This is a genomic window from Joostella sp. CR20, from assembly GCF_038433465.1.
GTDB lineage: Bacteria > Bacteroidota > Bacteroidia > Flavobacteriales > Flavobacteriaceae > Galbibacter.
In genome coordinates, this window is the sequence record NZ_JAESVF010000013.1 from 32,177 (window position 1) to 58,422 (window position 26,246).

Genomic DNA, 26,246 nt, shown 5'->3' on the forward strand with positions numbered 1-26,246 from the left:
TTATGATGAAATTCGCAAAAAATTACATGGATTCTATCGACGGAGTTGCGGTTTACCCAATCTTCTCCTTACTTATATTTTTCGTCTTTTTTGTAATTCTATTTTGGTGGGTTTTCACAGCCAAAAAAGAATACATCAATAACGTAAGTCAATTTCCATTAGACAATAACGATAAAACCGACTTAACATCATGAGAAATTTCGCATCATATTTACGAGTTCTTATCATTGTATTCTTAGTGTTTTGTGCTGCTGAATATTTTATAGACTCTGGAGACAAACCTGCATTTATAGAATACCCGCAAGTAGGTTTATTTTTAATTCTATTTACCATATTATTAGTTTCTGTAGAAGTTGTTGCAGCGTCAATGAATGCGCTTACAAAAGCTTTATTAAGCGAAGAACAACTCAAAGAAGCAGAAGAGAACTCGTGGTCTAAAAACCTTATCAAAAAACTCACAAAAACAAAACCAATTGAGGAAGAAGGAGAAATTATCCTTGACCATAATTACGACGGAATTAAAGAGCTCGACAACGCTCTACCGCCTTGGTGGCTTTACGGATTCTACGCAACCATTGTTTTTGCTGCTATATACTTATTTAAATACCACGTATTTAATGGCGATTCTCAAAAAATTGAATATGAAAAAGAGGTTGCTGCTGCACAGATAGCAATTGAAGAATACAAAAAAACTGCTGTCGATTTGGTTGATGCTAACACCGTAGTTGCACTTACCGAGGAAAGCGACATTAAAAAAGGAGAAGCCATTTTTCAAACCAATTGTGTAGCCTGTCACCGTGCAGATGGTGGTGGTGCTATTGGGCCGAATTTAACCGATGATTATTGGATTTTAGGTGGCGGAATTAAAAATGTTTTCCACACTATTACAGAAGGTGGACGAAGCGGAAAAGGAATGATTGCTTGGAAACAGTCGTTAAAACCATCTGAAATACAACTCGTAGCAAGTTATATTTTAACACTCCACGGAACCAATCCTGCAGATCCAAAAGCTCCAGAAGGAGATTTATGGGAAGCTCCACAAGAACCTGCAGCAACAGAATAAAAACAAAGTTAATGTAGTTTGTATGAAGTTGAAAAAAAGCATTTTTTGCAATTTTCAACTTCATTTTTTTCCAAAGTTTATACCGAATTTAATTATTCGAATTAAAACAATTTTTTAAAACTATTACGATATGGAAAGGTCCGAAGAAAATTTTAGAGATTCTATCGGAACTGTTAATGAAGAAGGAAAACGGGCTTGGGTATTTCCAAAAAAACCACACGGAAAATTTTACGCCTACCGCAAATACGTTAGTTACTTCTTACTAACATTTCTAATAGTTGCGCCATTTATAAAAATAAACGGAAATCAGTTTTTACTATTCAACGTATTAGAACGCCGATTCAATATATTCGGATTTCCATTTTGGCCACAAGATTTCTACCTCTTTGTAATCTGCATGATTATTGGGATTGTTTTTATAACCCTATTCACTGTTGCTTTCGGAAGAATTTTCTGCGGATGGATTTGTCCGCAAACCATTTTTATGGAAATGGTTTTTAGAAGAATTGAATACTGGATTGAAGGTGATAGAGGTGCCCAAATGCGCTTGAAAAAGCAAGAATGGAATGCAGAAAAAATCAGAAAAAGACTTATAAAATGGTTCTTGTTTTTTATCATTTCCTTCCTTATTGCAAATGTGTTTTTGGCATACCTCATCGGTAGTGATCAACTTATTAGGTACATTTCTGGAAACCCGCTAGATCATATTTCTACACTAGTTTCTCTACTCATTTTCACCATGGTTTTTTACTTTGTATTTGCATGGTTTAGAGAGCAGGTATGTATTATTGCTTGTCCCTACGGAAGACTTCAAGGGGTATTGCTCGATACAAAATCTATCATTGTAGCCTACGACCACAAACGTGGTGAAAGCGAAAACGGAAGAAAAAAATTCAAAAAAGGAGAAGACAGGGAAGCACTTGGTTTTGGCGATTGTATTGACTGTAAACAATGCGTAAATGTTTGCCCAACGGGAATTGATATTCGAAACGGTACGCAACTGGAATGTGTTAATTGCACCGCATGTATCGACGAGTGTAATACCATTATGGAGAAAGTCAATCTTCCGAAAGGGTTGATTAGGTATGCTAGTGAAGAAAACATTGAAAATAAAACTCCATTTAAACTAACGCCTAGATTAAAAGGATATGCGGCAGTTTTATTAATTTTAATAGGAATTTTAATTGGGATGCTGTTTTTAAGAAACGATGTGGAAGCTAATATTCTTAGACTCCCAGGACAATTATACGAACACAAAGGAGAACACATCATCAGTAATGTTTACACGTTTAAAATCATCAATAAAACGGTAAAAGAAATTGACGATGTTCATTTTAAATTATTAAGTCCGAAAGGAGAAATCAAATTAGTTTCCGTAGAAAATTTTGACATTCCAAAAGAAGGTTTACACGAAGGAACGCTGTTTATAGAAATTGACAAAGCACTCCTCTCAAAAGATAAAACAACATTAAAAATTGGTGTTTTTAGTGGCGACACACTTATTGAAACTACAAGCACTACATTTTTAGGACCGAGAAGTTATAGATAAAAAATACGCACATGAAAATAAATTGGGGAACAGGAATCGTTATTGCATTTGTACTATTTATTAGTTTCATTATGTTTTTTGTAATTAAGATGAATACCAATAAAATGTACGAACACGACCTGGTAACAAAAGATTATTACAAAAAAGAATTGGAATATCAGGCTAAGATTAACAATGCCCAGAAAGCCAAAGAAAAGGGATACCATGTAAAGGTTGAAAACTCTGAAAACGGACTCGTAATTTCGTTTCCGGAAGCGGTGAATGTTGCTGAAGTTTCAGGGAAAGTTTTTCTTTACAGACCTTCAAACAAAGTGCTTGATTTTAGTATGCCTATTGAAATTTCCAACAATACTTTTATTGTTCCTTCGGAAAAACTTCCAGGTGGTCGATGGAATGTTGAAGTTGATTGGAATTACCAAAATGAAAACTATTATTTTAAAAAAGAATTGAGTCTATAAAATGCTGTTATCTGCTGTAATATTAGGTCTTTTAGGAAGCTTCCACTGTGTAGGAATGTGTGGTCCTATTGCCTTTTTGTTACCGCTAGACCATAGTAAACCTACAAAAAAGGCTTTTCAAATTTTTATATATCACAGTGCAAGACTTCTTGCATACAGCCTTATCGGGTTTATTTTTGGTTGGCTTGGAAAAGGACTTTTTGTAAGCGGACTCCAACAACGTTTATCGATTGTTATTGGAGTGCTTATCATAATTTTTGCATTGCTCCCACTCCGAAAGTCAAAAAGTAATTTTATTACTAAAAATGTAATGCGTTGGCTTTCCAAAGTTCAATCGGTGTTGGGACAGCAACTAAAAAGTAAAAAAACATCTGCTCTTTTTGCTGTTGGTTTTTTTAACGGTTTTTTACCCTGCGGACTTGTTTATATGGCACTGTTTTCGGCAGTTGCTATTGGAAACCCTCTTGAAAGCTCACTATATATGGCTTTGTTTGGTTTGGGTACTATTCCGCTAATGACAACGGCTGTGTATTTAGGAAATTTCTTATCGGTTTCAGCAAGAAAAAAAATCACTAAAGCTATTCCTGTTTTTGTGGTGCTTATTGGAGTACTATTTATTGTAAGAGGACTAGGCTTAGGCATTCCATATCTTTCGCCTTCCGAGCTTCAGTTAATGGTGAAATCGTCGCCAAATTGTATTGTTCCTATTCAGCAATAAAAAAAAGAGGCTATCTTTTTCTAGACAACCTCTTTCCTACGCTAAATTCAATTTAATCATAAAAATTAAACTGTCATCGAAAACAATCTGTTTTCGGGTTTTGCACGCTTTAAATACATATCAAAAGCCATACAAATATTTCTAATAAATGTTCTCCCTTTTTCGGTAACCGATAATGTATCGTGTGTGATAGTAATTAAACCATCGTTTTCAAATTCGTACAACGAAGTAATTACATTTGGAAGCGCTGTAAACACTTTCGATGAATCTTCCCAAGATGTCTCCATATTACACATTAAATTCAAAATATGCTTACGGATAATCAAATCTTCTTTATCTAGTACATGTCCTTTCACTACAGGGATTTCACCAGAATTCACTTTTTGAACATAGGTTTCTATATTCTTTTCGTTCTGTGCAAATGCATACCAACTATCGCTAATACTCGAAGCTCCCAAACCAATCATCAAATCGGTTTTTTGAGTGGTATAACCCATAAAATTTCGGTGTAACTTTTTTGAATCCATCGCTACTGTTAGCGAATCTTCAGGAATTGCAAAGTGATCCATTCCTATTTCCACGTAGCCTAATTCTTCAAAAAGCTTTTTCCCCATTTCATACAAAACTCTCTTTTCATCACCTTTAGGAATATCTTTATCATCAAATCCTCTTTGTCCATTTCCTTTAATCCACGGCACATGTGCATAACTGTAAAATGCAATTCGCTCGGGCATTAACAAAAGTGTTTTATTGATGGTGTCCACAACGTGTTCTGGCTTCTGAAAAGGCAAACCGAAAATTAGATCGTGACTTACAGATGTATAACCAATTTCACGAGCATCCAAAGTGGCGCGCTGAACATTTTCAAATGGTTGCACCCTATTAATTGCTTTTTGGATATCGATATTATAATCTTGAACTCCGTAACTCACGCGTCTAAAACCCAAATCGTATAAAACCTGAAGATGCTCTTTGGTTGTATTATTTGGATGCCCTTCAAAACTGAACTCGTAATCTTCTGCCCTATCAGCAAACTCAAAAATTCCATCCATAAGAAGTTTTAAGCTTTCTGGAGAAAAGAAAGTAGGTGTACCGCCTCCTAAATGAATTTCTTTGATAATTGGAGGTGTTTCAAAAAGGTATAAATACAATTTCCACTCTTTTAAAAGTGTTTCAATGTATGGCTTTTCAACTTCGTGACGCTTTGTAATTCGCTTATGGCAACCACAAAAAGTACACAAACTTTCACAATATGGTAAATGAATATACAAACTTAAAGCCCCGTTGTTTTCTGCAAACGATTGTTGAAGTGATGTTTCCCATTTTTCTACGGAAAATGTACTTTCATCCCAAAACGGAACCGTGGGATAACTTGTGTAGCGAGGGCCAGGCACATTGTATTTTTGAACTAGTGAATCACACATAATATTACAGTTTTGTATTACAAATTTAATTGGAATACCCCCTGTAAAATATGATAATTATCAGCTAGTCAATAGTTAATAAAAACTCAGTTCTAAATAAATACAACTTAAATGAATTTTTAGCTATTTTCATTTCAATTATTTAACAACTCTTTCATTTTTGTCTTGACACAAAAACGAAACAAACCTGCCTGCCGGCAGGCAGGAAAGTCAAGACTGATTTAAAAAGCATCAAAAAATCTACGGAAACTACCTCCACAGATAAAAAGAACTCGCTTCGCTCAAACAGCTTTTTATCTTTTGCCTCCACTGCTTCCTTGATTTTCAATACTTTTTAAATAGGTCAATTTCATTTCATAATTCTTATGTCGAAGTTTTATTACTCAACGACAACCTCATCGACAAACAGCCAACTTCCTCCTCCGTTTGGTGCTTTTGCCAAGTTTTTAACTTTCACTTTAACATAGCGTGCCTGTTTGGTTTCGAAAGCGCATTCAAATGTTTTTAAAACCGATTCTTTATTCACTTTAAAAGGTCGTTCTATTTCTTTTGCAAGCGCATACGATTGTCCGTCTTCCGAAAGATATACTGCTACCTTTGTGGGAAAATAAATTCCAGAACCTTGATTTTCGAGTGTTCCTACTGTAACTTTAGAGATGGTTGTACTCTCGCTTAAATCGATAACAGCTTCCATATCGCTACCCAACCACGCCAACCATTGTCCGTCGTGAAAATGAGTTGAACCTCGCAAAACATTTACAAGCGTTCCATCTCCAACACCTTGGTAACTTTTGCTATATTTTTCTTTATAGCGAATCGATTTTCCAACCGCTTTATGAAACACAAATTCTTTTTCAAAAACCTTACCAACAGGATTGTTGTTTACAAAGCGACTCGCTTTTAATTTGGTAGTTTCTGCTATTTCAATAGGCTTTGTATATTTTTCTGCGGAAGCTGACGAAATTTCATCTTGATTAACAACATACCGTAGGTCGCTACTTGGAATTTCATTTTGTAAAGACACCATAATATTTTTAGAAACTGAATCTATTTTTGCTGAAGATTGAATGGTATACACACTTTCTGCATAGTTAATCCCCATAAATTCAAACCGCTGAAACAAATTTGGTAATCGCTCTGAAAAATCATCCCAATCTTTCTGACCTTCGGTACTCCAAAGCGCTTCCGACATAGAAGCCAACCTAGGGTAAAACATATATTCAGACTGTGCTTCGGTTGGGATGTATTCTGCCCATAAATTAGCTTGACCACCCAAAACATGTGTCGCCTGCACACTATCCATTTCCTTCGGAATAGGATTAAACTGATACACCTTACTACTCGGCACATAACTCCCCCATGCCTTTGGCTCCACATCTTGTGGCCCTTGGTAATAATCAAAATAACAATGCGAAGTCGGCGTCATAATTACATCGTGACCTTGGACTGTGGCCTCCAAGCCTCCTTTCGTACCACGCCAACTCATTACCGTGGCTCCAGGAGCAATTCCGCCTTCAATAATTTCATCCCAACCAATCATTTTTCTATTATTCTTACTGATGTAGCGTTCCATTCTACTCATAAAATAGCTCTGCAATTCATCCACATTTGTTAAGCCTTCAGTTTTTATTCTTTGTTGACAATGCGGACATTTCTCCCAGTTAGTTTTGGTGGCTTCATCACCTCCAAGATGAATATATGTTGAAGGAAACAACGCTAATACTTCATCCAACACATCTTCTAAGAACTCAAAAGTGCTTTCTTTCCCAGGACAAAAAATATCTGTAATGGGCCAAACACCACCCGAAGGCACGCCTATTTTTTGATTGAAACAAGTCAATTCTGGGTATGCTGCAATGGCACTCGATACATGTGCGGGCATTTCAATTTCTGGAACAATGGTAACACCTCGTTTTTGAGCGTAGGCAACCATTTCTTTAATATCTTCTTGAGTGTAAAATCCGCCGTAAGTAGCCTCAGCCTCTGGACTGTTTTTAGAACGTGCATTCCAAGGCTTCTCTTCTTGATCTACGCGAAACCCTCCTACACTGGTAAGTTTTGGATATTTCTTGATTTCAATTCGCCACCCTTGATCGTCTACCAAATGTAAATGCAACGTATTCATTTTTAAGAAAGACAAACGGTCGATTGTTTTTAAAATGTATTCTTTTTCAAAAAAATGTCTTGAAACATCGAGCATCACACCTCTCCATTTAAACTGAGGTGCATCTTCAATTTCCACACAAGGAATACTCCAATTTTGCTGCTCGGCAACTGAAGAATTTTCAATAGCATTTGGAAGCAGTTGTAATAAAGTTTGGACTCCATAAATAGCGCCTCTCAAATCTTGATATTCGATAGTTACTTTATCTTTTGAAACTATAAGGTGATATGCCTCAGCTTGTAGAGATGTATTTTCTTTAAACTGAATTACATTACTATGAGGACTTTGCTCAATAACTTCTAATTTTATCGTTGCCGCTTTTTGAAATTTCTCTGTTAAAATTTCAGCAGCCAATACTTCTGATTCGGTTTGAGCAACAATTTTTGTGTTTGCATCAAAGGAAAAAACTCCGCTTTCGAGCTTTACATTTTTAGGTTTTGGGGTGATTTGTATAGTTTCTGAAATAGGTTTTGTGACAGACGAATTATTACAACTTAAAGAAATAATACACAAAGCAGCTAAGAACAAACGCTTCATTAGAATATATTAAAAAGATTAAATGCTGAATTTAAGAAAATTGAAAATCACTCACAAAATAATCATCTGTTAGCGATAGGATTCCTTTGTAAACTTCAGTAGAAAAAAGAAAAAGGAAACATAAAAAAGCCGCACCTAAAATAAGTGCGGCCTTCACTACAAATTAATTAACAATATTATTTTTATTTTGCCCACCATAATTTTGTGCCTTGAACATCTGGTCCTTGTGCACTTATAGCAGCATTAAAATTAGGATTCGATTGTGCTCCTGTTCCATAACGTAAACGCTGCGGATAAGCCCCATTTAAAGTTCCTAAAGCGAAAATAGTTTGATTACTTACACCCGCTGCAAGTTCGCTAGGATAGCCAGTTTTTCTAACAACAGCCCAAGCTTCAAAACCATCGGTATAACTTGCCAACCAACGTTGTAAAGCTATTTTTTCTAGTTTTTCATCGGTTGATCCTGTAGAAATATCTGCAATGGCGCTACTTGCAATGTAGGTATCGGCATCTCCTTCTCCAATTCCCCACAACTTCATAGCTTCTTTAATTCCGGAAGCAAGTAGAGTTTGAGCATCGCCAGAAGCTACACCATTTACAACAGCTTCTGCCTGTAAAAAGTAAGCATCGGCACTGCTTAAAATAATTTCTGGATATCCTTCAGCTTCTTTCCCTCTTGGTTGAATTACCGCATCGGAAGGAGTGCTAAACATATCGTATCTCACAAAAGGCTTTGTTAGTCCGTTTATACGAACTGGTTGCCCAATGTATTGCCCTGCAGCAACTTCGAGTGTTGTAGTTGTTCCTGCATCGGTTCTGGTATAAGTTGCTCCAGCATCAATTAAAGCAGACTCCATAAAATCTACTCTTTCAGCAAAATCGTCATCAGATCCAGTGTCTTCAAAAACAAACGTTCCTCCTTTGGCAGGTTTAGCATAAAGTGCTAATCTTGGATCGTTATTATCTTTTAATAAATTGATAAGTGTTTTACTAACTGTCCAGTCTGAACCAGCTCCGAAATCGTACCAAACATCGCCGTACGAAGAAGAAGTCCACTCGCTAATTACAAAATCTTTTTTCATGGTTACACTCCCTGTTGCTTCATCCAAAAGAGGAGCACTCATGGCTTCATTGATAGTGCTAGCTGCAAAATTTTCTCCAGATGCACCATAAGCTCTAGCTCCAATACGGAGTTTTAATGTGTTTGCTAGTTTCTTCCAAAGCTGTAAATCTCCACCGCAATACACATCGTTTGCTCCAGCATCGTCAATTCCGAGTCCTGTGCGTTCTTCATCTCCAATAATACTCATGGCAGTATTCAAATCGGCAATAATACCTTTGTAAATATCCATTTGTGTATCGTATTTAGGAGTTAAAATTCCTTCTACACCAGCTTCAGTAAAAGGTACCATCCCGAAAGTATCGGTATACATTTGGTAATAAAGTCCCTTCATTATTAAAGACATGGCGTACATGTATTGGTTTTCAAACTCTCCGCCTTCCGCAGTTAAATCGCTAAAAGACTTGATGTTTCCAAAATATCCTGCGAGCCAATCGTAGGCAGCATCGGTATATCCTGCGTTGTAGGTATAGGAAAGATCGTCTCCCCACCAACTTTGATCCATTCCAAAAGTAAAGTGTCCTGCAAACCTATCGGTATGGATAAGGTGCGCTCTCCAATACTCGTAACGGCCAGGTGCATACAAACCAACTTGTGCACTTGTTAAAAAGTATTTCGCACTCACCTCATCTGAATTAAAGCCTTGGTTGTTGGTATTTATCTCGTCGAAATCTTTTGTACAAGAAATTCCTACTAGGAGGCACAAAAGACCGCTTATATATTTAATTTTTTTCATTGCGTAGATTTTTTAGAATTTAACGTTCATACTTAAACCAATACTTCTTGTAGTAGGAAGCGCATAAAATAAAACTCCTTGTCCTAAATTTGAAGTTGAATAACTCGATTCTGGATCGAAGTTATCAGCTTCTTTGTAGATAAAGAAAAGGTTTCTTCCAACAGCGCTAAGCGACAATCCTGTTAAGAATGTACGATCTAAAAACTTGGCTGGTAAATTGTATGTTAAACTAAGTTCTCTTAAACGAATGTTTGTTTGAGAAAACACATATTCAGAACCGATACCACTTACAGCTCCCCAATATTCTTGCGCAGAAATAAGCTCTGTATTTGCAGAATAGTTTCCGCTTCCATCGTCTACAACACCATCTACAACTACACCGCCATCTCTATATTTTAAAGATCTTTCTGAAACACCACTTGCATCTAAACCAGCGTCGGTATACGAGAAAACTTCTCCACCAACTCTAAAATCGATTAAAGTATTTAACGTGAAATCTTTAATTCTGAAGGTATTTGTAAAACCACCTGAAAAATCTGGCTGATAGTTTCCTACTTTCACACGTTCTGAAGTAGCCTGCGGAAGTCCTTCAGCAGTTAAAATTAATTGTCCGTCGTCTGTACGTAACCAATCTGTTGCATAAATATCTCCGTAGCCACCACCAACTTGAGCACGCACATCTACAATCCCTCCGTTACTCGAACTGAAGGTAAAGTTTTCTTGTCCGTCAATTAGTTTTGCTAGTTTATTTTCGTTTTTAGCCATGTTTAAAGAAACATCCCATGCGAAATTTTCATTCTGAATTGGAGTACCTCCAATTAAAAATTCGAACCCTTTATTGGTAATTTCACCAACATTTTCTCTGAAGAAATCGTATCCAGTACCTGGATCAACAGGAACGTCAAAAATTAAGTTTTTACTGCTGATGTCGTAGTAAGAAAAGTCGGCATACAAACGATTTCTAAAAGCTTTAAACTCCAATCCAAATTCGTTTGAACGAATATCTTCTGGCTGAAGACTCTCACTAAATCTAATATTTGGACGGTTAATTTGTGTGTTTCCTAAGTATCCGTTTGAAGCAACGGTAAATACATTTACAATTTGTTGTGCATCTGTATCGTTACCAACATTTGCGGTACTTCCTTTTAACTTCAGCAAATTGATAGACTCTCCGAAATTAAACATTTCATTCAGTAAAACACTCAAACTTGCAGAGCTATAAAAATAGGATCTATTATCCGCAGCAAGTGCAGACGACCAATCGTTTCTAGCTGTTAAATCGAGATACACCATATCGTTGTATGAAAAAGAAGTCGACCCGTAAATTGAGTTTACTCTTTTCTCAATCAAATCGGTTTGCGTAGCTGTTAGCTGCGTACCATCTGTATTATCTAAAAAGTATTTCCCTGGGATTTTAAAATCATATCCGTTAATGGTAGAAGCACTGTAGGTAGAATGTCTCATGTTTCCTCCCGCATTAGCCGAAATATTAAAATTTGCTCCTACATCTTTATTAAACATGAATAAGAAATCGTAGTTGGTTTCTGTTCTGTCGTTTTTAGTAAAACGAATTCTTCCATCAGGAAAGAAGTGATGACCAGTGGCTTCGTAGGCTTCAGTATCTTGCTGAATTGCATCTGTACCAACTCTAGCAAATGCCGACAACCAATCGGTAAATTTATACTCTAATTTAGCAAAACCTGTAATACGTGTTCTTTTATCGCCATTGTAATCGTTTTCCAACATCCAATATGGATTTCCACCTGATGCAGTTGGAGCAATTACTTTGTAAGGATTGTTTGGATCAATTGGATTTTCTAAATCTTGATAGTGTTTTAAATCGTCTATCGCAACATTTCTAGCCAACGGATACACATAAGCAACAACTCCTTCTGTACCTTGAGTTGGACGATTTCTAGCGTCCTGAATAAAGTAAGTAATTTTTGCATCCAACGATAATCTATCAGATAAATTGGCCGTACCTCTTAAGTTGAAGTTATTACGCTTTACATTCGAATTTGGTAAAATAGATTCCAAATCGGAGTTTGTATACGAAAAACGAACAGTTGCTTTTTCTGAACCTGCGTTTAACGCCAACGTGTTTATGTAACTAGAACCAGTTTCAAAAAAATCTTTCACGTTGTTTGGTTGAGCAACATACGGACGCATTTTTCCGTTAAATTCTAAATGTTGAGTTCCGTCAAACTTTGGTCCCCACGAACCTCCATTACTCGTTACAGAATTTACTTGTGTAGCAAGATCTGCAGTTGTATCTATTTGAGGAAAGTTTCCATTGTTTCCTCTTCCATATTCGTTTTGATATTCTGGTAAAACAAGTGGCGTATCGAATGTTGCACTCGTAGTATATGTAACACCTAATCCTTTTGTTTTTCTTCCACTTTTAGTAGTAATAATAATAACCCCGTTACTTGCACGAGATCCATAAAGTGCGGCTGCATTTGGACCTTTTAAAATAGACATGCTTTCGATATCGTCTGGGTTGATATCCGAAATACCGTTTCCTAAATCTGGAACCGAATACTCTGCTCCATTTGACGTTTCTAATGAACTATTATCAATAGGCACCCCATCAACTACATAAAGTGGTTGGTTGTTTCCTGTGATCGAATTGTTACCACGAATAACAACCCTTGTTCCCCCTCCAACACCAGAGGTAGACTTTGTTACGACAACCCCAGCAACTTTTCCTGCCAACGAACTCGCAACGTTAGATTCTTTTACTAAAGAAACACTTTCACCATCAAGTTCGGTAACCGAATATCCTAACGACTTTTTATCTCTCGTCAAACCAAGCGATGTAACAACAACCTCATCAAGTTGCTGTGCATCGGCACTCATCGAAATATTAATTACTGATTTCCCCGCTGCAGAAATTTCTTGAGAAGTATACCCTATCATTGTAAACTGCAATACAGCATTAGGAGCTACATTATCTAGGGTGAAGTTTCCGTCGAAGTCTGCAGAAGTCCCTTGACTGGTTCCTTTTACAACTACAGTAACTCCTGGCAACGGCATCCCGTCATCTCCATCGGTAATAGTACCCGTAATAGTTTTTTCTTGCGCCAGTAACACGTTACTGATTAAGAACAACGCAACTACCAAAATTGGTAATAGTTTTTTACGCATAAATTAAGTTTTAAGTTAGTGTTAGTGATTGAAACAAATGTTAACGGAATTATCGCATTAACAAAAAGTTTCTTAAATGTTAAAAAATACTTAATTAAAGTAAAACTATTTCGACAAACAACTCCTTGAAAGTTATAAACAACATCAAAATATCGACTTTCAGAAGTGAAGAAAAATTTATATAGTAAAAAACACTTTTATAAAAGACTAAAAATCAATTTATAAGAAAATTTAAAATCAGAATAAAGGAATTTTACACTGAAAAATATTCAATATTTTAACAGAATAAATACACGCACTAGTAATCTCCATAAAAGTCTAGCAGAAGAAACAAGAACTATTTACTCAACATTTTACAACTATAACTACATTGCAATTGTTGATAATTAATTTGACAAGAATATATGAACAAAAAGAAAAGGCTACCCCATTATTTGGATAGCCTCTACTCTTTTTAAAAATTTAAAATAAACTCTTACACTTTTATTTCTTCGAAGCTTTAATCGCTTCAAATTGCGCTTCAGTAATAGCGTTTCCATCAAAGAATGAAATTCCTTTTGCTCCGTTTTCCTTAGCCAATTTAATTGCAGTAGCAACTTCTTCAGCAGACATTGTTGGCACAAAAACTCCCGTATGCAACTCTGTGTTTTTCCCTTTTAAATCTTCTACGCCTTGCCCAGTTGCGTAGCCAATCCAATCTACTTCTTCGTTATAAAAATTGTTATAAATCATAGGTAAAACCATATCGATATCCCATTTATCCCAACGTTGGCGAACCATATGATCGGCCATTTCTGGGTAAGGAAACACTGCTGCCGTCAATATTTTACCGTGCTTATGAGCTATCGCATACGCATCATCAACTACAGCTTTTATTTTATTTAAACGAAATTGTTTCCACTCCATATCAATCGCTGGATTTTCAAATTCTCGTGGATTTTTATGATGAACCTTTTCAAATTCGGCAACACACACATCACAATAGCAAAAATCAAACTCAGGCAACTCTTCGTTTTGCACCAAATCGTATTTTGGCAACAAACCAATAGGCAGAAAAATATCGGAATATCTTATATAATCTAAATGCACACTAGCCACCCCTTCAACTTTTGCCAAGCCCTCAACAAGCTCTAACACATGTCCACGAGACTCCTTACGAGTTGGACACATCCACTGGTAATAATCCACATACGGGCGGGTATCAAAACACGATTTCCCCTCTCTACTTACCGCATACCAATCGGGATGCTGAAGCGCTACAGAATCTCCTGGCCTGTTCATTGCCATAATCCAAGCATGAACTTCCAAACCTTCCTTTTGTGCTATTGGAGCTACTCGCGCTAACACTTCTGGGTCGGTATTGGTATTAATTAAAACAGCGTCTATCCCGTTTGCTTTGTATTTTGCATACTCTCGCTGATAGCTCGTATCGGCTCTCTCTGCATTTGCCGATGTCCACGTCCAATATTTAAAATCGGATGCCACTTTTGTAGGCTCTATTTCTTTGTTCGCGGTGTTTTCTTCTGTTGTTTTTACATCATTGCATGCCGAAAACACAATCAATAAGGCAAGTAATTGTAGTTTGAGTAGTTTCATAAATTAGGTTTTAGTTTATATTGTTGTAGTTAGTTTTGTTTATTTTTTGAAGTGAACTCCCCATCTTCTTTTATCATAAGAAGTTTTTCCGTAAACGGACTTTCAACTTTAAGATTCCATCCTTCAGAATGATTTTCTAATTTCAATTTTACTTCCACTCCATCTACATAAATTGATTTTGGAATACTTGCTGAAGTAGCTTCCATCCATCTACCGTTTTCATTAAAATGCTTTTTTTGTTGACGGTAAACTCGATACATTTCCCACTTAATTTTTTCATCGGAAGGAATTTCAAACTCCTGATTTTCTTCCGAAGCAAAAAACACATATGCCCACCATTCTGGCTCGTGCATGTTTATTACCCATTGTGGCGACCAAACCCAATTGTATTCGGGTAAAAAAGCTCCCGATGCATCTTTCTTTCGTTGGTATTTGTTATCGTTTAACTCAAAATCCCAATTCACCCTAGAAAAATTAATTCTCCAAAAATCGTTTTCCGGAATTTGGTTATTTCCTGCTTCCTTTAAAGCTTCCCAAGGCATTGCTATTTCAACGCTCCAACCTTTATCAACATCAGTTGCATCATTTAAAGTTCCGTTTATTGCTACTGCAGTTTTTATACCTTTGATATCCCAATTATCAAGCACCTTGCCTCCTTCTCGATACGGTTTGGTGAGGTATAAATCCCAAATGGTATTTAGCGCATTCATTTCAAATTCCATATAATTAAATGTATCGCCATCGGGGTCAATAAAAATTTCAAAATCGTTGTTGTAAAAAATCACAGTGTCGCGTTGCTTCAAGTTTGCCCAAACATGCGGCTCTTCCATTTCAGCATAAAAATATAAGAACTCTTGGTCCCAAATCATTTTTACACGGGTTTGGTATGACGGATTTTCAACCCCTTCAATATCGATAAAATCGGATGTCCATTTAGCTTTTTTCCATGCCCTTTCTTTTGCTTTTCCATCAATTTTTATCCCTTTAGAAGTTTGCTGCGCCACATAAGTTTTTGGAGCAACTAAAGTAGATTTTTGCGCCAAAAGCACACCACAATTTAAAATCAAAAACAATTGAAAAATTAAACGCATAAGCCAAAATGATATGAAATTAAAAAGGACACCATCGTGCCCTTTTATTCTTTTAAAGTTTTGACTTTAAATTTACATCATAAAAACAATTAGACCAACAACAATTTTTTGTTGCTATACGTCGTGGTTTTGTAGATATTCTGTACTATTTAATCTTAGCTCGATATTAATATCTAAACTTTTTAACTGCATGCATTTCTACTATTTAATAATACTTTCATTTTTGTCTTGACACAAAAACGAAACAAAAAAGTCAAGACTAATTTAAAAAGCATCAAAAAATCTACGGAAATCACCTCCACAGATAAAAAGAACTCGCTTCGCTCAAACAGCTTTTTATCTTTTAGCCTACGCTGCTTCCTTGATTTTTAATACTTTTTAAATAGGTCAATTTATCACATATTCGTTATTATAATATCGAACACACGTCATTTAATTTGTTTTTGTAGTATCCTTTTTCTTTCCGAACAATCCTTTAATTAAATTATCAGCTGCATTTTTGATTTTTTCAGTCGTAACAGAATCTGTTTTTTTGGTATTTTCAGTTGTGGTTGCAGTAGTATCTTTCGTTTTACTGCCGCCCAATAAACCACCAATAACATCTTTAACTTTATCGCTTCCTTGGTTGAGCAATTTATCCTTTTGCATAGTCACCAACTTCTTACTAAGTTCGGTAGCCGTAGCACTAAGATTTGTTGAAATAGAAGGACTGCTGTATGTTCCGCCGATGGTTGCAGAGACAGGAACTGTAATATTTTCAGCCTCAGGATCGTTTAATTTTGCCAACAAATTGGTAACGTCTTTTCCTAAGTATTTTGCAGGAACATCGAAAGTAGCGTTGTAATTAATCGATTTATCAAAACCGTGACTTCCCGCAACTTGAATATTGATGTCTTTATATTTTAAATTGAAAGGTTTTACATTTACTTTTCCGTCGTCAAAAGTTAAGGTCGTTTTGATGTCTTTAGTTTCTCCTTCTTCAAAATTTAAAAAGTCTAAACGATTACTCAAAGAACTCAATACTTTTCCTTTTTCTGGGTCAAAACCACTTACAATAGCTTCGGCTAAAGCATTTCCAGAAATCGAGTTTAAGTTTGGAGTGAAATCGTTATTTAAATTTCCTTTGATTGAAAAATTAGAATTTAAAACTCCCTGCAAGGCATTTGCAATTGGCGTAATGGCTTGCAACATTTCTAACCCTTGAAAAGATTCAGAAATATTAAAACGTTGCATCCCCAAATCTACATTAAATGTTGGCGTTGTATTTTTTGTTGAAACGGCACCGTTTACAGCAATTTCTCCACCAAAAATATTCGATTTTAAATCTTTTAAGGTTACAGTTTCATCTTTTACGATGAGTGTTCCTGATACATTTTTCAATGTTAAATTGTCGTATAACACTTGGTTTGCTTTTGCCACAATTGTAGCATCTAAAAATGATGGAATTTTAATTTGCTCTTCGGATGTTGTAGTTTCAGAAGGTTCTTCTTCGGATGATTTTGTATCATCAGAAGTAGTTTCTGTCATCATAAAATCGTTTACTGCAAAGGTGTTTGACGTCAATGTAAAATTCCCTTTCAGGGTTTCTTTATTGAACATGTAACCCAACAAATTATCGATAGCTCCTTTTGCCGATAAATCGGTTTGACCAGTTTTGGCTTCAAAGCTATTTAAGGTTACATTTTGAGTGTTAAATGTAATTCCAGCATCCGAAATTTGCACAGGGTTTTTAAGTTCTTCCGAAGAAAACTCAAAACCTTTCAACCCTAACGAACCACTATTTTTTGTTTGTTCGTATCTCGATTTCTCAATAGCTTCCATATCGAAAGCAGTTGTAAGATTGGCATCTAAAATTCCTTTTAAATTTTTGCCCTCTGGAAACGGATACGCATTTGATAAATTTGCTAGGTTAATGCGTCCCTTTAAGTTTGCATTCACTAAGGCATTCCCCATTAAATTTTTAATATGAGCATCGGCACTAAAAACATCTTGCGCAATTTTAAACGTAAGTTTATTAATATCGACATACGTATTTTCTAAAACTCCAGTTTCGTTGGCAATTTTAGTATCTATAGAAATATTGGTAACCGCCTGTGGCAAGTCTGGGTACTTAAACGACGCATTATTTGATGAAATTGCAATATCAAAAGCAGGAATATGCTTGTCGTCTACCACGCCATTTAATTTACCAGAAACCACAAAATCTCCAGAAGTTTGCACATCTGCAATATCTTGCGAATATTCCTTAGGAATAAGTGCCAAAAAGTTTTTAAAATCCGACGATGGCGTTTTAAAAGTAAGGTTTACCTCTTGGCTATCGTCATTCATTTTTACAAACCCGTCGAAAACTAATTCTAATTGGTTTACAATAGCTTTATTATCTAGAAATGTGTATTTATTCTCATTTAAATCAACTCCCAATTTTGCATCGAGTTGGATTGCATTTCTACTGAAGTAACTCACGCTATCCATTTCAAAAGAAACCAATCCGCTTGTTTCTGTATCCAACTCCGAAACCGCAGTAGATAAATCGCCCGTCCCTGAATGATTCAACTCGTCGATTTCAAAATACAGCTTCTCTTTTTGGTCGTTATACTTAATGCGAGAATTGATGATTTCGTATTTCTGAATAGATAAAGAAACGTTACTAGCAGTTTCACTACTGGAAGTTTCTGTTGTAGTTTTTTCTGCGGAAGTTGCATCCTCTTTGGTGATATTGTAGTTTTCATTTCCGTTTTCGTCAATAAAAACATTCAACACAGCCCCGTCAATTGTAAAAGAATTTACAGAATATGGCTCCCCTTCGTTATTGAACAACTGCATAAAAGGCACACTAATATTTGCTTCTTTGGCAAAAACCAACGTATCCCCTTCAAAGGGAGCATTGTTTATAATACTCATTTCTTTTACCGATACCGAAGCGTTTGGAAAATTGCGAATTAAACTCACATCGGCATCTGCAAAATCAAACTTTGCATTGATGTTTTTGTTTACGGTACTTTTTACGATGTTTAAAATTTTTCCTTCAAATAAAAATGGCGCAGCTATTAAAAACACTAATAAAAGCGCAATAACAACTCCAATAATTTTTAAAACCTTTTTCATGTATTTTTTCTTTTTCAGACTTTTTTTATAAATATATATAACAAAAATGTAGTAAATATTTTACGTATTCATACATTTTAATAAAAGTTTAATGTTTTGACATCATTAAAACATCAAAACACATAGCTTTTTAAATATATACGTAAAGAAGTGTAGTAAGGATTTTTTGGAGTTTTGCTGCTGATTTATAATCAGAAAAAATCTGCAGAAACAGCCTTCCCTTTTCCCTATTAACCTAGTTTATTTACAAATCTAGATCAATTTCTTCGCCTACTTTTAAATTGAATTTTCTACGGAAGAGATACACAAATAGATATAGAAAAGGTGTATCGAGAATGGCTACAAGTACTTTAAACAAAAAACCACTTATGACGAGTCCGTAAAACAAATCCCAAGGCAAAACTTTAAAAATACACAACAGAAAAACAACCGTAAATGTATCTATAAATTGAGAGGTAAAAGTTGAAAAATTATTGCGGAGCCAAAGGTATTTTCCGTTGGTAAGTTTCTTCCAAAAATGATAAATTGTAATGTCGATATACTGCGCAAACAAATAGGCTATCATCGATGCTAACACTGCAATTGGCGACAAAGCAAATACCTGCGTAAAAGTTTCATCTTGAATTGGCGACGAGGCAAGTGCAGGAACTTTTTCAGCAATTAAAATAATACCCATCGAAAACAGGGATGCAAAAATTCCAGCAGTTACTACCTGATTTGCTTTTTTTTGTCCGTAGATTTCAGAGATTAAATCGGTTATTAAAAACGTAATAGGGTACGGTAAAATTCCTACTGAAATTTCAAACAGCGAAGCTCCAAAAACTTTGGTATCTCCAAACGGATACCAATAAAAAAACTTTTGAAATATAAGGTTTGAAACAACTAGCGAAGTGATAAACAACGCTCCTAAATACAAATATATTTTAAAGGCTAATTTTTTGTTTGCTTGTGTCATTAATTTTATATGATTGTCCGCAATCTGTCAAAATTCACTGTCACCTCGAGCGTAGTCGAGAGGTTATTCGGCTTAACAAGCTTTAAATGGGTCTCGACTACGCCTGTCTGCCGACAAAGGCAGGCTCGACCTGACATTTTAATCTTGGTATGATACATTACGGATATTCAAATTACTTTATATCCAATTCAAAAGGCATTCTGGCTTGCACGCCTTTTTGGTTTGTTAGTGTTTTCATTTTCTGTAAAATGTTATACACCTCTTCTCCAAGTTCTTCTTTTAATAGCGTTTCTTTACTTTTCATAAATCCGAGTCCAGAGAAGTTTTGAAATAATTCTTCCAAACTAGTTTCGTACACTGGATAATTTTTCACGGTAAAATCGGTAACGCCATTCGTTTCTGCAACATAATTAATAGCATCTTCCAGGCCACCGATCTCGTCAACCAAACCGCGCTCTTTCGCTTGAATTCCTGTCCATACTCTACCTTGCGCAACGCTATCAACTTCAGCAACACTCATGTGTCGACCATCAGCAACACGCTTTAAGAATGTCTGATAAAAATCTTCAATTCCTTCTTTGGCATATTTTTTAAAGTTCTCGTTATCCGATTCAAAAACACTATAGGTCGTTGAGTTTTTGTTTGTATTTACTTGCTCGGCATTGATGCCCCATTTTTTTGCCAACTCACTAACATTTGGAATAGTTGCAAAAACTCCAATTGAACCCGTAATTGTTGAAGGTTCAGCAAAAATTTTATCGCCAGCAACGGCCATGTAATAACCACCAGAAGCAGCTAAATTCCCCATAGAAACGATAACAGGTTTTACTTTTTTGGTGATTTCAATTTCTCTCCAAATAATGTCGGAAGTAAGCGCCATTCCTCCAGGAGAGTTGATTCGCATTACAATTGCTTTTACTTTTTCGTCTTCGCGAGCAGATTTTAAAGCTTTAAACATCGTTTCTTGACCGATGTAATTGTCATTTCCTTTTCCGTAGCCAATTTCGCCTTGCGCATAAATCACCGCAATTTTATCTGTCCCAACCGATTTTACTTTTTTAGAAGCATATTCGGCATAGTCTAAAATGTTTATTTTATTGATTTTTTCGGTTTCAGTAATACTCAATTCGTTACGCAACAAAGTATTGTATTGGTCCATATACCTTAACCCATCTACAAATTTATTTTGAAATGCGAGCTCTGGAGTACGCGTTGCCAACTCATCGGCAAACGTATTTAACTGGTCTATACTTACGTTTCTACTAGCAGAAATATCTTGCAAATACGTATCCCAAACCGAGGCTAAAAGTTCAGTAATTTGCTCACGGTTGGCATCGCTCATCGAACTGTTTAAGTATGGCTCGACCGCACTTTTGTATTTTCCGTGGCGGATAACTTCCATTTTTATTCCTGAATTATCTTGTAGGTCTTTCAGGTACAAAACTTCAGAAGAAAGTCCTCTAAAGTCTAAATTCCCTGTTGGATTTAAAAAGACAGAATCGGCAATAGAAGCCAAATAATAATCTTTCTGAAGGTAAATATCGTTGTAGGCATACACAAATTTTCCTGAAGCTTTAAACTTTTTAATAGCTTCTCGGATACTTCTGGTATTGGCAGCGCCTGTATTGATGAAAGAACTGCGAATGCTTATTCCTTTAATTTTATCATCGGTAGCAGCTTTATCGATTGCCAAAAGCACATTGTTGAGTCCGTTATACTCTTCGAATTTAAAATCGATATCTGTAAATTCATACTTTCCGCCGTAATCTTTTAAAGGCTCATTAAAGGCAATTTCTAAAACCGAATTGTCTTTAACTTTAATCACTTCTTCGTTACTACTTCCTGCAACGGCAGCAATCAACACAAAAAACATTATAATAATACCCAACGCAATAAGGGTTCCTAAAATGGCAGCCAAAAGATTTCTTAAAAACTTCATTTATGTAATTTAATTAATGAACTGAATATTTAATCTCAAAGCAAGATAATCTATCTCTTTGTAATCTTGGTATAAAATGGAAGAATTTATTCATATGCACTACTTAATTAGTCGAAAATAAGCAGAAAATCAGCTAACTAATTTTCTTTGAACACCCAGCAAATACTATGCATTCATAGCAAATAACTTCAATTTACTCAAGTTTACAAATCTGCTAAAAATAGTCGAATAGACTATAATTACTAGCCATCAAAAACATTGTTTAATTAAAACTATATAATTATAATCCTCATTTTGAAAGAAAAATAATTAAAAAAAATAAAAGAAAATAAGGTATTAATCATATTAATTTGTTTAATCGAATTACTTTACCCCCTTTAAGCTTGTTAATAGCTTTGTACCCTTACCCAAAATTAATATCACCCCCCTTTTACTATTGTATTGTAAATGAACACATACGCACAAAATATTGTAGTGAGTGTTTGTTAGGATTACTGTACAAAAGTTTTAAACAACAAATACTAACAAGGTATTAAGACGAATCAATAGACAAAAAAAGCTAAAAAAGGGATTATGAAATATATTTACATTCAACTTATTGCATTATTAAGTTTGGGAGTATTTTATAGCAAGGATACTACCGTAAGTAGTAAAATAAACTTTGCAAATAGCGTTACAAAAACGACTAATTTTGCTACGTTTACTGTTTCTACAGAAACTACACCTGCACCGTGTAATTCGGATGGTGCGGTTAAATTTTTAATCGAAAATGATGAAGCCAATGTCGATTTCCAAATTTCGATTTACAGACAACCAGACCTCACAAACCCTGTAACAGTTTTAATTGAAGAGGACATCTCCTCAGATATTGAAGTCGTAGCAAATTTGGCTGCAGCAACATACCGTGCTGAGATATCTAAAATAAATGCAAGTGGGGTACAAGAAACGACTCTAATTGACTTTACTATAGAATCAGAAGCAACTACTCCTATTGATTTTTCTGTTACATCATCATATATGTGTCCCACAGCAACCGACGATTATTTAAAATTTAGAGTTAAAACAGAGTCTGGTACTTTAGTACAATATTCTGCATACGACTCTGACGGAAACTTAGTAGCCGGTCCACAAACGAGCAATGTCCTTGAGAACTTAGAACCAGGGTCATATACCATACAAGTTGTAAGTGATTGTGGTGCTATTCGAAATGAGAATTTTGTAGCTGACGAGTTAAAACAAACATATAATTACAATTCTACTAATTTGAGTATTACTACTGAATGTAATAAATCAGGTATTAGTTTTGAACTCACATCAAGTGATAACATTTTAATGTATCCAGCATATGCAAAAACAACAATAACATATCCTGATGGGTCTACAGAAGTTATAACAGAGACTAAAGAAAATCCTATTAACTCAACTATTGCAACAAATAGAATTACATTTAATAATGTAACGTTTGATGTTTTTCAAGATGAAAACACTATTGTAGATATTGAACTTCAAGATGCTTGTGGAAAGAATGTGTCATTTTCAAAATCATATACTTATACCAATAACCCAAATGCTGTAATCAGACAAGGAACAGCAGATTGTAAGAATGGATATATTTCCTTTGGCTATACTAGCAACATGACTTATCCCTTGACTGCAACTTTAACTAGCTTTCCTTCTAATTTTAATTTACAGCAAATTCTCGATGCTGGATTCACGGATAATGGGGATAGCACTTATAGTAAAACAATTAGTTCTTCTACTGAGTTTAGGGATATCGTAATTGGTTCTTCTGAAGACCCAGTAGCAAATGGAGTTTATATATTCGATTTTATAGATTCATGTGGAAATAAAGTCCAAAAATCTCCTGAGATTGAAACAGGCGACTTTTCAATTTCGATTTTCCAAAGGCATTACTGTTCACCTGACACATTTTACATTTCTGGTTATATTATTGGTGGAGCATATGAAATTCAAGTAACAAAAGCCCCTGAAGGCTTTCCACATGAATTACCATATACTCTGAATCAATATGAAACATTAGATGGCACAAATAGATTTTATATTTATGATGCAATACATGGTGATTATGAATTTCAAGGAACAATAACTGGATGTGAAAATCAAATTGTCACTAAAACATATACAACTACTAATCAAAATTTCACTTACACAAGCGAAGCACATGTTACTCGCTATTGTGGTAATTTTGGAATTGAAGGAAGTAGAACTAGTGTTCCTGGTGATAATAACACTATAAATATAGATTTAGAAAAATTCAATATAGAAACATCTGAATGGGAAAGAAAAAGAACACTTACAACTAGATCAGGAAATTTTAGCGTTCAAAATCTTAGCTTTGGCAATGGTAAGTATCGAGTTATTAGCAAGGTTTCTAATCCTCCATCAGAAATTCTTGAGATTGTTGGCGAATGCGAACAATACGAAATTTTAGAAGAATTCGAATTCAACGGTGATACCTCTGTAATTGTAAACGACTATTATGTAAACGAATGTATTGATGGCTCCTTAAATGTTTTCATAGATGCTGAAGGTGCAGGAGAAATAAATTACAGCATTGTCTCAAAAGACGGAGAAGCCTTTTCTGTTGATAATGGTAACGTTGGACTTTTTGAAAACCTAGAACAAGGAGATTATGTATTCAACTTACAAGACGACTGTAACACTGTCCCTGTATCAATCTTAGCGAATAGAACCAAAGAACCTAGAATTAGAGCTTATAATTTGTGTGAAGGTGAAAACGGAAAACTTTTTGCCCCAGACCTTGAATACATGTCGTATGAATGGACCAAAGATGGCGACCCAACAATTCTAAGTACTACAAGCGAACTCCCAATTGATAATTTTTCAATTACAAATAATTCAGGTGTTTATCAAGCGATTATGACCTATACGCCTAATCCAAATGATTGTTCTGAAATTGTAATGACATATAATGTTACTGAAGATAATATCTCGAATCCAGAAGCAGGAACTGGACAGACAATAACTATTGCTAAGGACAATAAAACTGTACTCGATTTATTTGAATATATAGATGGAGATTACGATACTTTTGGATATTGGGAAGAAACTACAGCAACCTCAAGTGGAGGGCTAGTTTACGATTCTGAAAACTGGGAAATTACAAATGTCCCATCTGGAACTTATACTTTTCTATACACTGTAGACGGTGGATGTTCTGGTACAGATACAACTACCGTTACAATTACATTAATCGCATGCCAAGATCCAATATTAACTATTGGCGACTTATCATGTGACGAAAACGGATATACCGTAAGTTTTATCAGCAACGGAGATACCATAACAGCAAGTGCTGGAAATGTTAATATGTCTACCAACTCTATTACAGGAGTCCCATTTGGGTCTGAGTTGACTATTACAGCCACAAACGGGACAAGTTGCCAAACCTCTCAATCAATTAGTATTCCTGAAACTTGCCCTATAGATTGTGCACAAACAGGACTTACTGCGGGACAGGCTGTATGCGACGGAAGTGGCGCTGGAACGTTTACTGTAAGCTATACAAAAAACACTGTATCAACGCTAGAAGTAACTGGCGGTACCGATAATGGCGACGGGACTGTTACTGGAAATATTGGAACAGACGTTATATTAACAGCTACTTCTGGCGATTGCGCAACAGTAATTACAGTTGCCAGCCCTAATAACTGTGATAATCCATGCGAACTTCCTCAAATAAGTATTGGAGGAACTACGTGTTCAGATGATTTACTAACTTATAGTGTAAGTTTCTCAACGAGTAGTGATGCAACAGTTTCAGCAGACCAAGGTACAGTGAACACTGCTACAAATACAATTACGGATATTCCAGCAGGAACAGATGTAACCATCACCTCTTCTTTTGATGGTTGTAGTGCTCAAGAAATCACTATACCTGCTCCAGATTGTACTACTTCTGATATTAAACTATTAAAAGACGGTGCATACCAAGACACAAATAACGACGGAATTGTGAATGTTGGAGATAGTGTGATTTATACCTTCACAGTTACAAATACTGGAGAAACAACACTTTCAAACATTACGATTACCGATGATAAAGTAACCGTACAAGGTGGACCGATCGCTACATTAGCTGTGGGGGCTTCTGATGATACAACCTTCTCAGCTACCTATGCCATCACGCAAGAGGATATCGATGCTGGAGGCGTGTACAACTTAGCAACTGTTACTGGAGATGATCCTGACGGAACTTCGGTTACCGATACTTCGGAAGATCCAACGCCAGTTAATCCAACAGATCCAAACAATCCTCCTGTAGATCCTACCTGTCCAGATTGTACCATTACACCACTACCAACTAACAGTAGTATCGAATTATTAAAAGATGGTGCATACCAAGACACCAATAACGACGGAATTGTAAATGTTGGAGATAGTGTTATTTACACTTTCACTGTAACAAATACGGGGGAAACTACACTTTCAAATATCACTATTACCGATGATAAAGTAACCGTGCAAGGTGGACCAATCGCTACATTAGCTGTGGGGGCTTCTGATGATACAACTTTCTCAGCTACTTATGCCATCACGCAAGAAGATATTGATGCTGGTGGGGTGTACAACTTAGCAACTGTTACTGGAGATGATCCGGAC

15 protein-coding genes are annotated in these 26,246 nt (G+C 35.7%); 6 read left to right on the plus strand and 9 right to left on the minus strand.

Annotated features, from left to right (window positions below):
* The first annotated feature begins 2 nt into the window (after nucleotides 1-2).
* From JMA43_RS12875 to JMA43_RS12895, 5 genes are all read left to right on the plus strand, one after another.
* Nucleotides 3-194, plus strand: coding sequence for a CcoQ/FixQ family Cbb3-type cytochrome c oxidase assembly chaperone (locus JMA43_RS12875; RefSeq protein ID WP_342157065.1), 192 nt, complete (start codon nucleotides 3-5; stop codon nucleotides 192-194).
* A complete protein-coding gene (locus JMA43_RS12880) occupies nucleotides 191-1,063 on the plus strand; it encodes a cbb3-type cytochrome c oxidase N-terminal domain-containing protein (protein WP_342157066.1) in 873 nt (290 codons plus the stop codon). The genes JMA43_RS12875 and JMA43_RS12880 overlap by 4 nt, the downstream gene beginning before the upstream one ends.
* A gap of 130 nt (nucleotides 1,064-1,193) precedes the next feature.
* The gene (ccoG, locus tag JMA43_RS12885; protein ID WP_342157067.1) at nucleotides 1,194-2,612 is read left to right on the plus strand and encodes a cytochrome c oxidase accessory protein CcoG; all 1,419 of its coding nucleotides are present in this window, start codon (nucleotides 1,194-1,196) and stop codon (nucleotides 2,610-2,612) included.
* Nucleotides 2,613-2,623: 11 nt separating this feature from the next.
* Nucleotides 2,624-3,070, plus strand: coding sequence for a FixH family protein (locus tag JMA43_RS12890; protein WP_342157068.1), 447 nt, complete (start codon nucleotides 2,624-2,626; stop codon nucleotides 3,068-3,070).
* A 1-nt stretch (nucleotide 3,071) separates the two neighbouring features.
* Entirely contained in the window at nucleotides 3,072-3,788 is a 717-nt protein-coding gene (locus JMA43_RS12895; RefSeq protein WP_342157069.1) for a sulfite exporter TauE/SafE family protein, read from the plus strand.
* A gap of 65 nt (nucleotides 3,789-3,853) precedes the next feature.
* Here the strand turns inward: JMA43_RS12895 and hemN are convergent, their stop codons facing one another.
* The 9 genes from hemN to sppA form a co-directional block, all read right to left on the minus strand.
* Entirely contained in the window at nucleotides 3,854-5,212 is a 1,359-nt protein-coding gene (hemN, locus tag JMA43_RS12900; RefSeq protein WP_342157070.1) for an oxygen-independent coproporphyrinogen III oxidase, read from the minus strand.
* A 379-nt stretch (nucleotides 5,213-5,591) separates the two neighbouring features.
* Nucleotides 5,592-7,913: a beta-N-acetylhexosaminidase gene (locus tag JMA43_RS12905; RefSeq protein ID WP_342157071.1), complete on the minus strand. Its 2,322-nt coding sequence runs from the start codon at nucleotides 7,911-7,913 to the stop codon at nucleotides 5,592-5,594.
* Nucleotides 7,914-8,095: 182 nt separating this feature from the next.
* Nucleotides 8,096-9,769: a SusD/RagB family nutrient-binding outer membrane lipoprotein gene (locus JMA43_RS12910; RefSeq protein WP_342157072.1), complete on the minus strand. Its 1,674-nt coding sequence runs from the start codon at nucleotides 9,767-9,769 to the stop codon at nucleotides 8,096-8,098.
* A 12-nt stretch (nucleotides 9,770-9,781) separates the two neighbouring features.
* A complete protein-coding gene (locus JMA43_RS12915) occupies nucleotides 9,782-12,916 on the minus strand; it encodes a SusC/RagA family TonB-linked outer membrane protein (protein WP_342157074.1) in 3,135 nt (1,044 codons plus the stop codon).
* A gap of 483 nt (nucleotides 12,917-13,399) precedes the next feature.
* A complete protein-coding gene (locus JMA43_RS12920; RefSeq protein WP_342157075.1) occupies nucleotides 13,400-14,512 on the minus strand; it encodes a hypothetical protein in 1,113 nt (370 codons plus the stop codon).
* A 29-nt stretch (nucleotides 14,513-14,541) separates the two neighbouring features.
* Entirely contained in the window at nucleotides 14,542-15,603 is a 1,062-nt protein-coding gene (locus JMA43_RS12925; protein ID WP_342157076.1) for a carbohydrate-binding family 9-like protein, read from the minus strand.
* 432 nt (nucleotides 15,604-16,035) lie between these two features.
* Nucleotides 16,036-18,708 (minus strand): AsmA family protein, encoded by a 2,673-nt coding sequence (locus JMA43_RS12930; RefSeq protein ID WP_342157078.1) that lies wholly within the window; start codon nucleotides 18,706-18,708, stop codon nucleotides 16,036-16,038.
* Nucleotides 18,709-18,952: 244 nt separating this feature from the next.
* Entirely contained in the window at nucleotides 18,953-19,663 is a 711-nt protein-coding gene (locus JMA43_RS12935) for a queuosine precursor transporter (RefSeq protein WP_342157079.1), read from the minus strand.
* A 172-nt stretch (nucleotides 19,664-19,835) separates the two neighbouring features.
* On the minus strand, nucleotides 19,836-21,602 hold the full coding sequence (gene sppA / locus JMA43_RS12940) for a signal peptide peptidase SppA (protein WP_342157080.1): 1,767 nt from the start codon (nucleotides 21,600-21,602) through the stop codon (nucleotides 19,836-19,838).
* Nucleotides 21,603-22,175: 573 nt separating this feature from the next.
* On the opposite strand from sppA, the gene JMA43_RS12945 reads away from it, so the two are divergent.
* Nucleotides 22,176-26,246, plus strand: a 4,071-nt coding sequence (locus JMA43_RS12945; RefSeq protein WP_446719411.1) for a DUF7507 domain-containing protein, incomplete at its 3' end; no start/stop codon positions are given.

Excerpts from the sequence above, each read along its gene's own strand:
- JMA43_RS12930 (WP_342157078.1), bottom strand. The coding sequence starts at position 18,708 with ATGAAAAAGGTTTTAAAAATTATTGGAGTTGTTATTGCGCTTTTATTA.
- JMA43_RS12890 (WP_342157068.1), top strand. The coding sequence starts at position 2,624 with ATGAAAATAAATTGGGGAACAGGAATCGTTATTGCATTTGTACTATTT.
- JMA43_RS12895 (WP_342157069.1), top strand. The coding sequence starts at position 3,072 with ATGCTGTTATCTGCTGTAATATTAGGTCTTTTAGGAAGCTTCCACTGT.
- JMA43_RS12935 (WP_342157079.1), bottom strand. The coding sequence starts at position 19,663 with ATGACACAAGCAAACAAAAAATTAGCCTTTAAAATATATTTGTATTTA.
- hemN (WP_342157070.1), bottom strand. The coding sequence starts at position 5,212 with ATGTGTGATTCACTAGTTCAAAAATACAATGTGCCTGGCCCTCGCTAC.
- sppA (WP_342157080.1), bottom strand. The coding sequence starts at position 21,602 with ATGAAGTTTTTAAGAAATCTTTTGGCTGCCATTTTAGGAACCCTTATT.
- ccoG (WP_342157067.1), top strand. The coding sequence starts at position 1,194 with ATGGAAAGGTCCGAAGAAAATTTTAGAGATTCTATCGGAACTGTTAAT.
- JMA43_RS12920 (WP_342157075.1), bottom strand. The coding sequence starts at position 14,512 with ATGAAACTACTCAAACTACAATTACTTGCCTTATTGATTGTGTTTTCG.
- JMA43_RS12880 (WP_342157066.1), top strand. The coding sequence starts at position 191 with ATGAGAAATTTCGCATCATATTTACGAGTTCTTATCATTGTATTCTTA.
- JMA43_RS12875 (WP_342157065.1), top strand. The coding sequence starts at position 3 with ATGATGAAATTCGCAAAAAATTACATGGATTCTATCGACGGAGTTGCG.
- JMA43_RS12905 (WP_342157071.1), bottom strand. The coding sequence starts at position 7,913 with ATGAAGCGTTTGTTCTTAGCTGCTTTGTGTATTATTTCTTTAAGTTGT.
- JMA43_RS12915 (WP_342157074.1), bottom strand. The coding sequence starts at position 12,916 with ATGCGTAAAAAACTATTACCAATTTTGGTAGTTGCGTTGTTCTTAATC.
- JMA43_RS12925 (WP_342157076.1), bottom strand. The coding sequence starts at position 15,603 with ATGCGTTTAATTTTTCAATTGTTTTTGATTTTAAATTGTGGTGTGCTT.
- JMA43_RS12910 (WP_342157072.1), bottom strand. The coding sequence starts at position 9,769 with ATGAAAAAAATTAAATATATAAGCGGTCTTTTGTGCCTCCTAGTAGGA.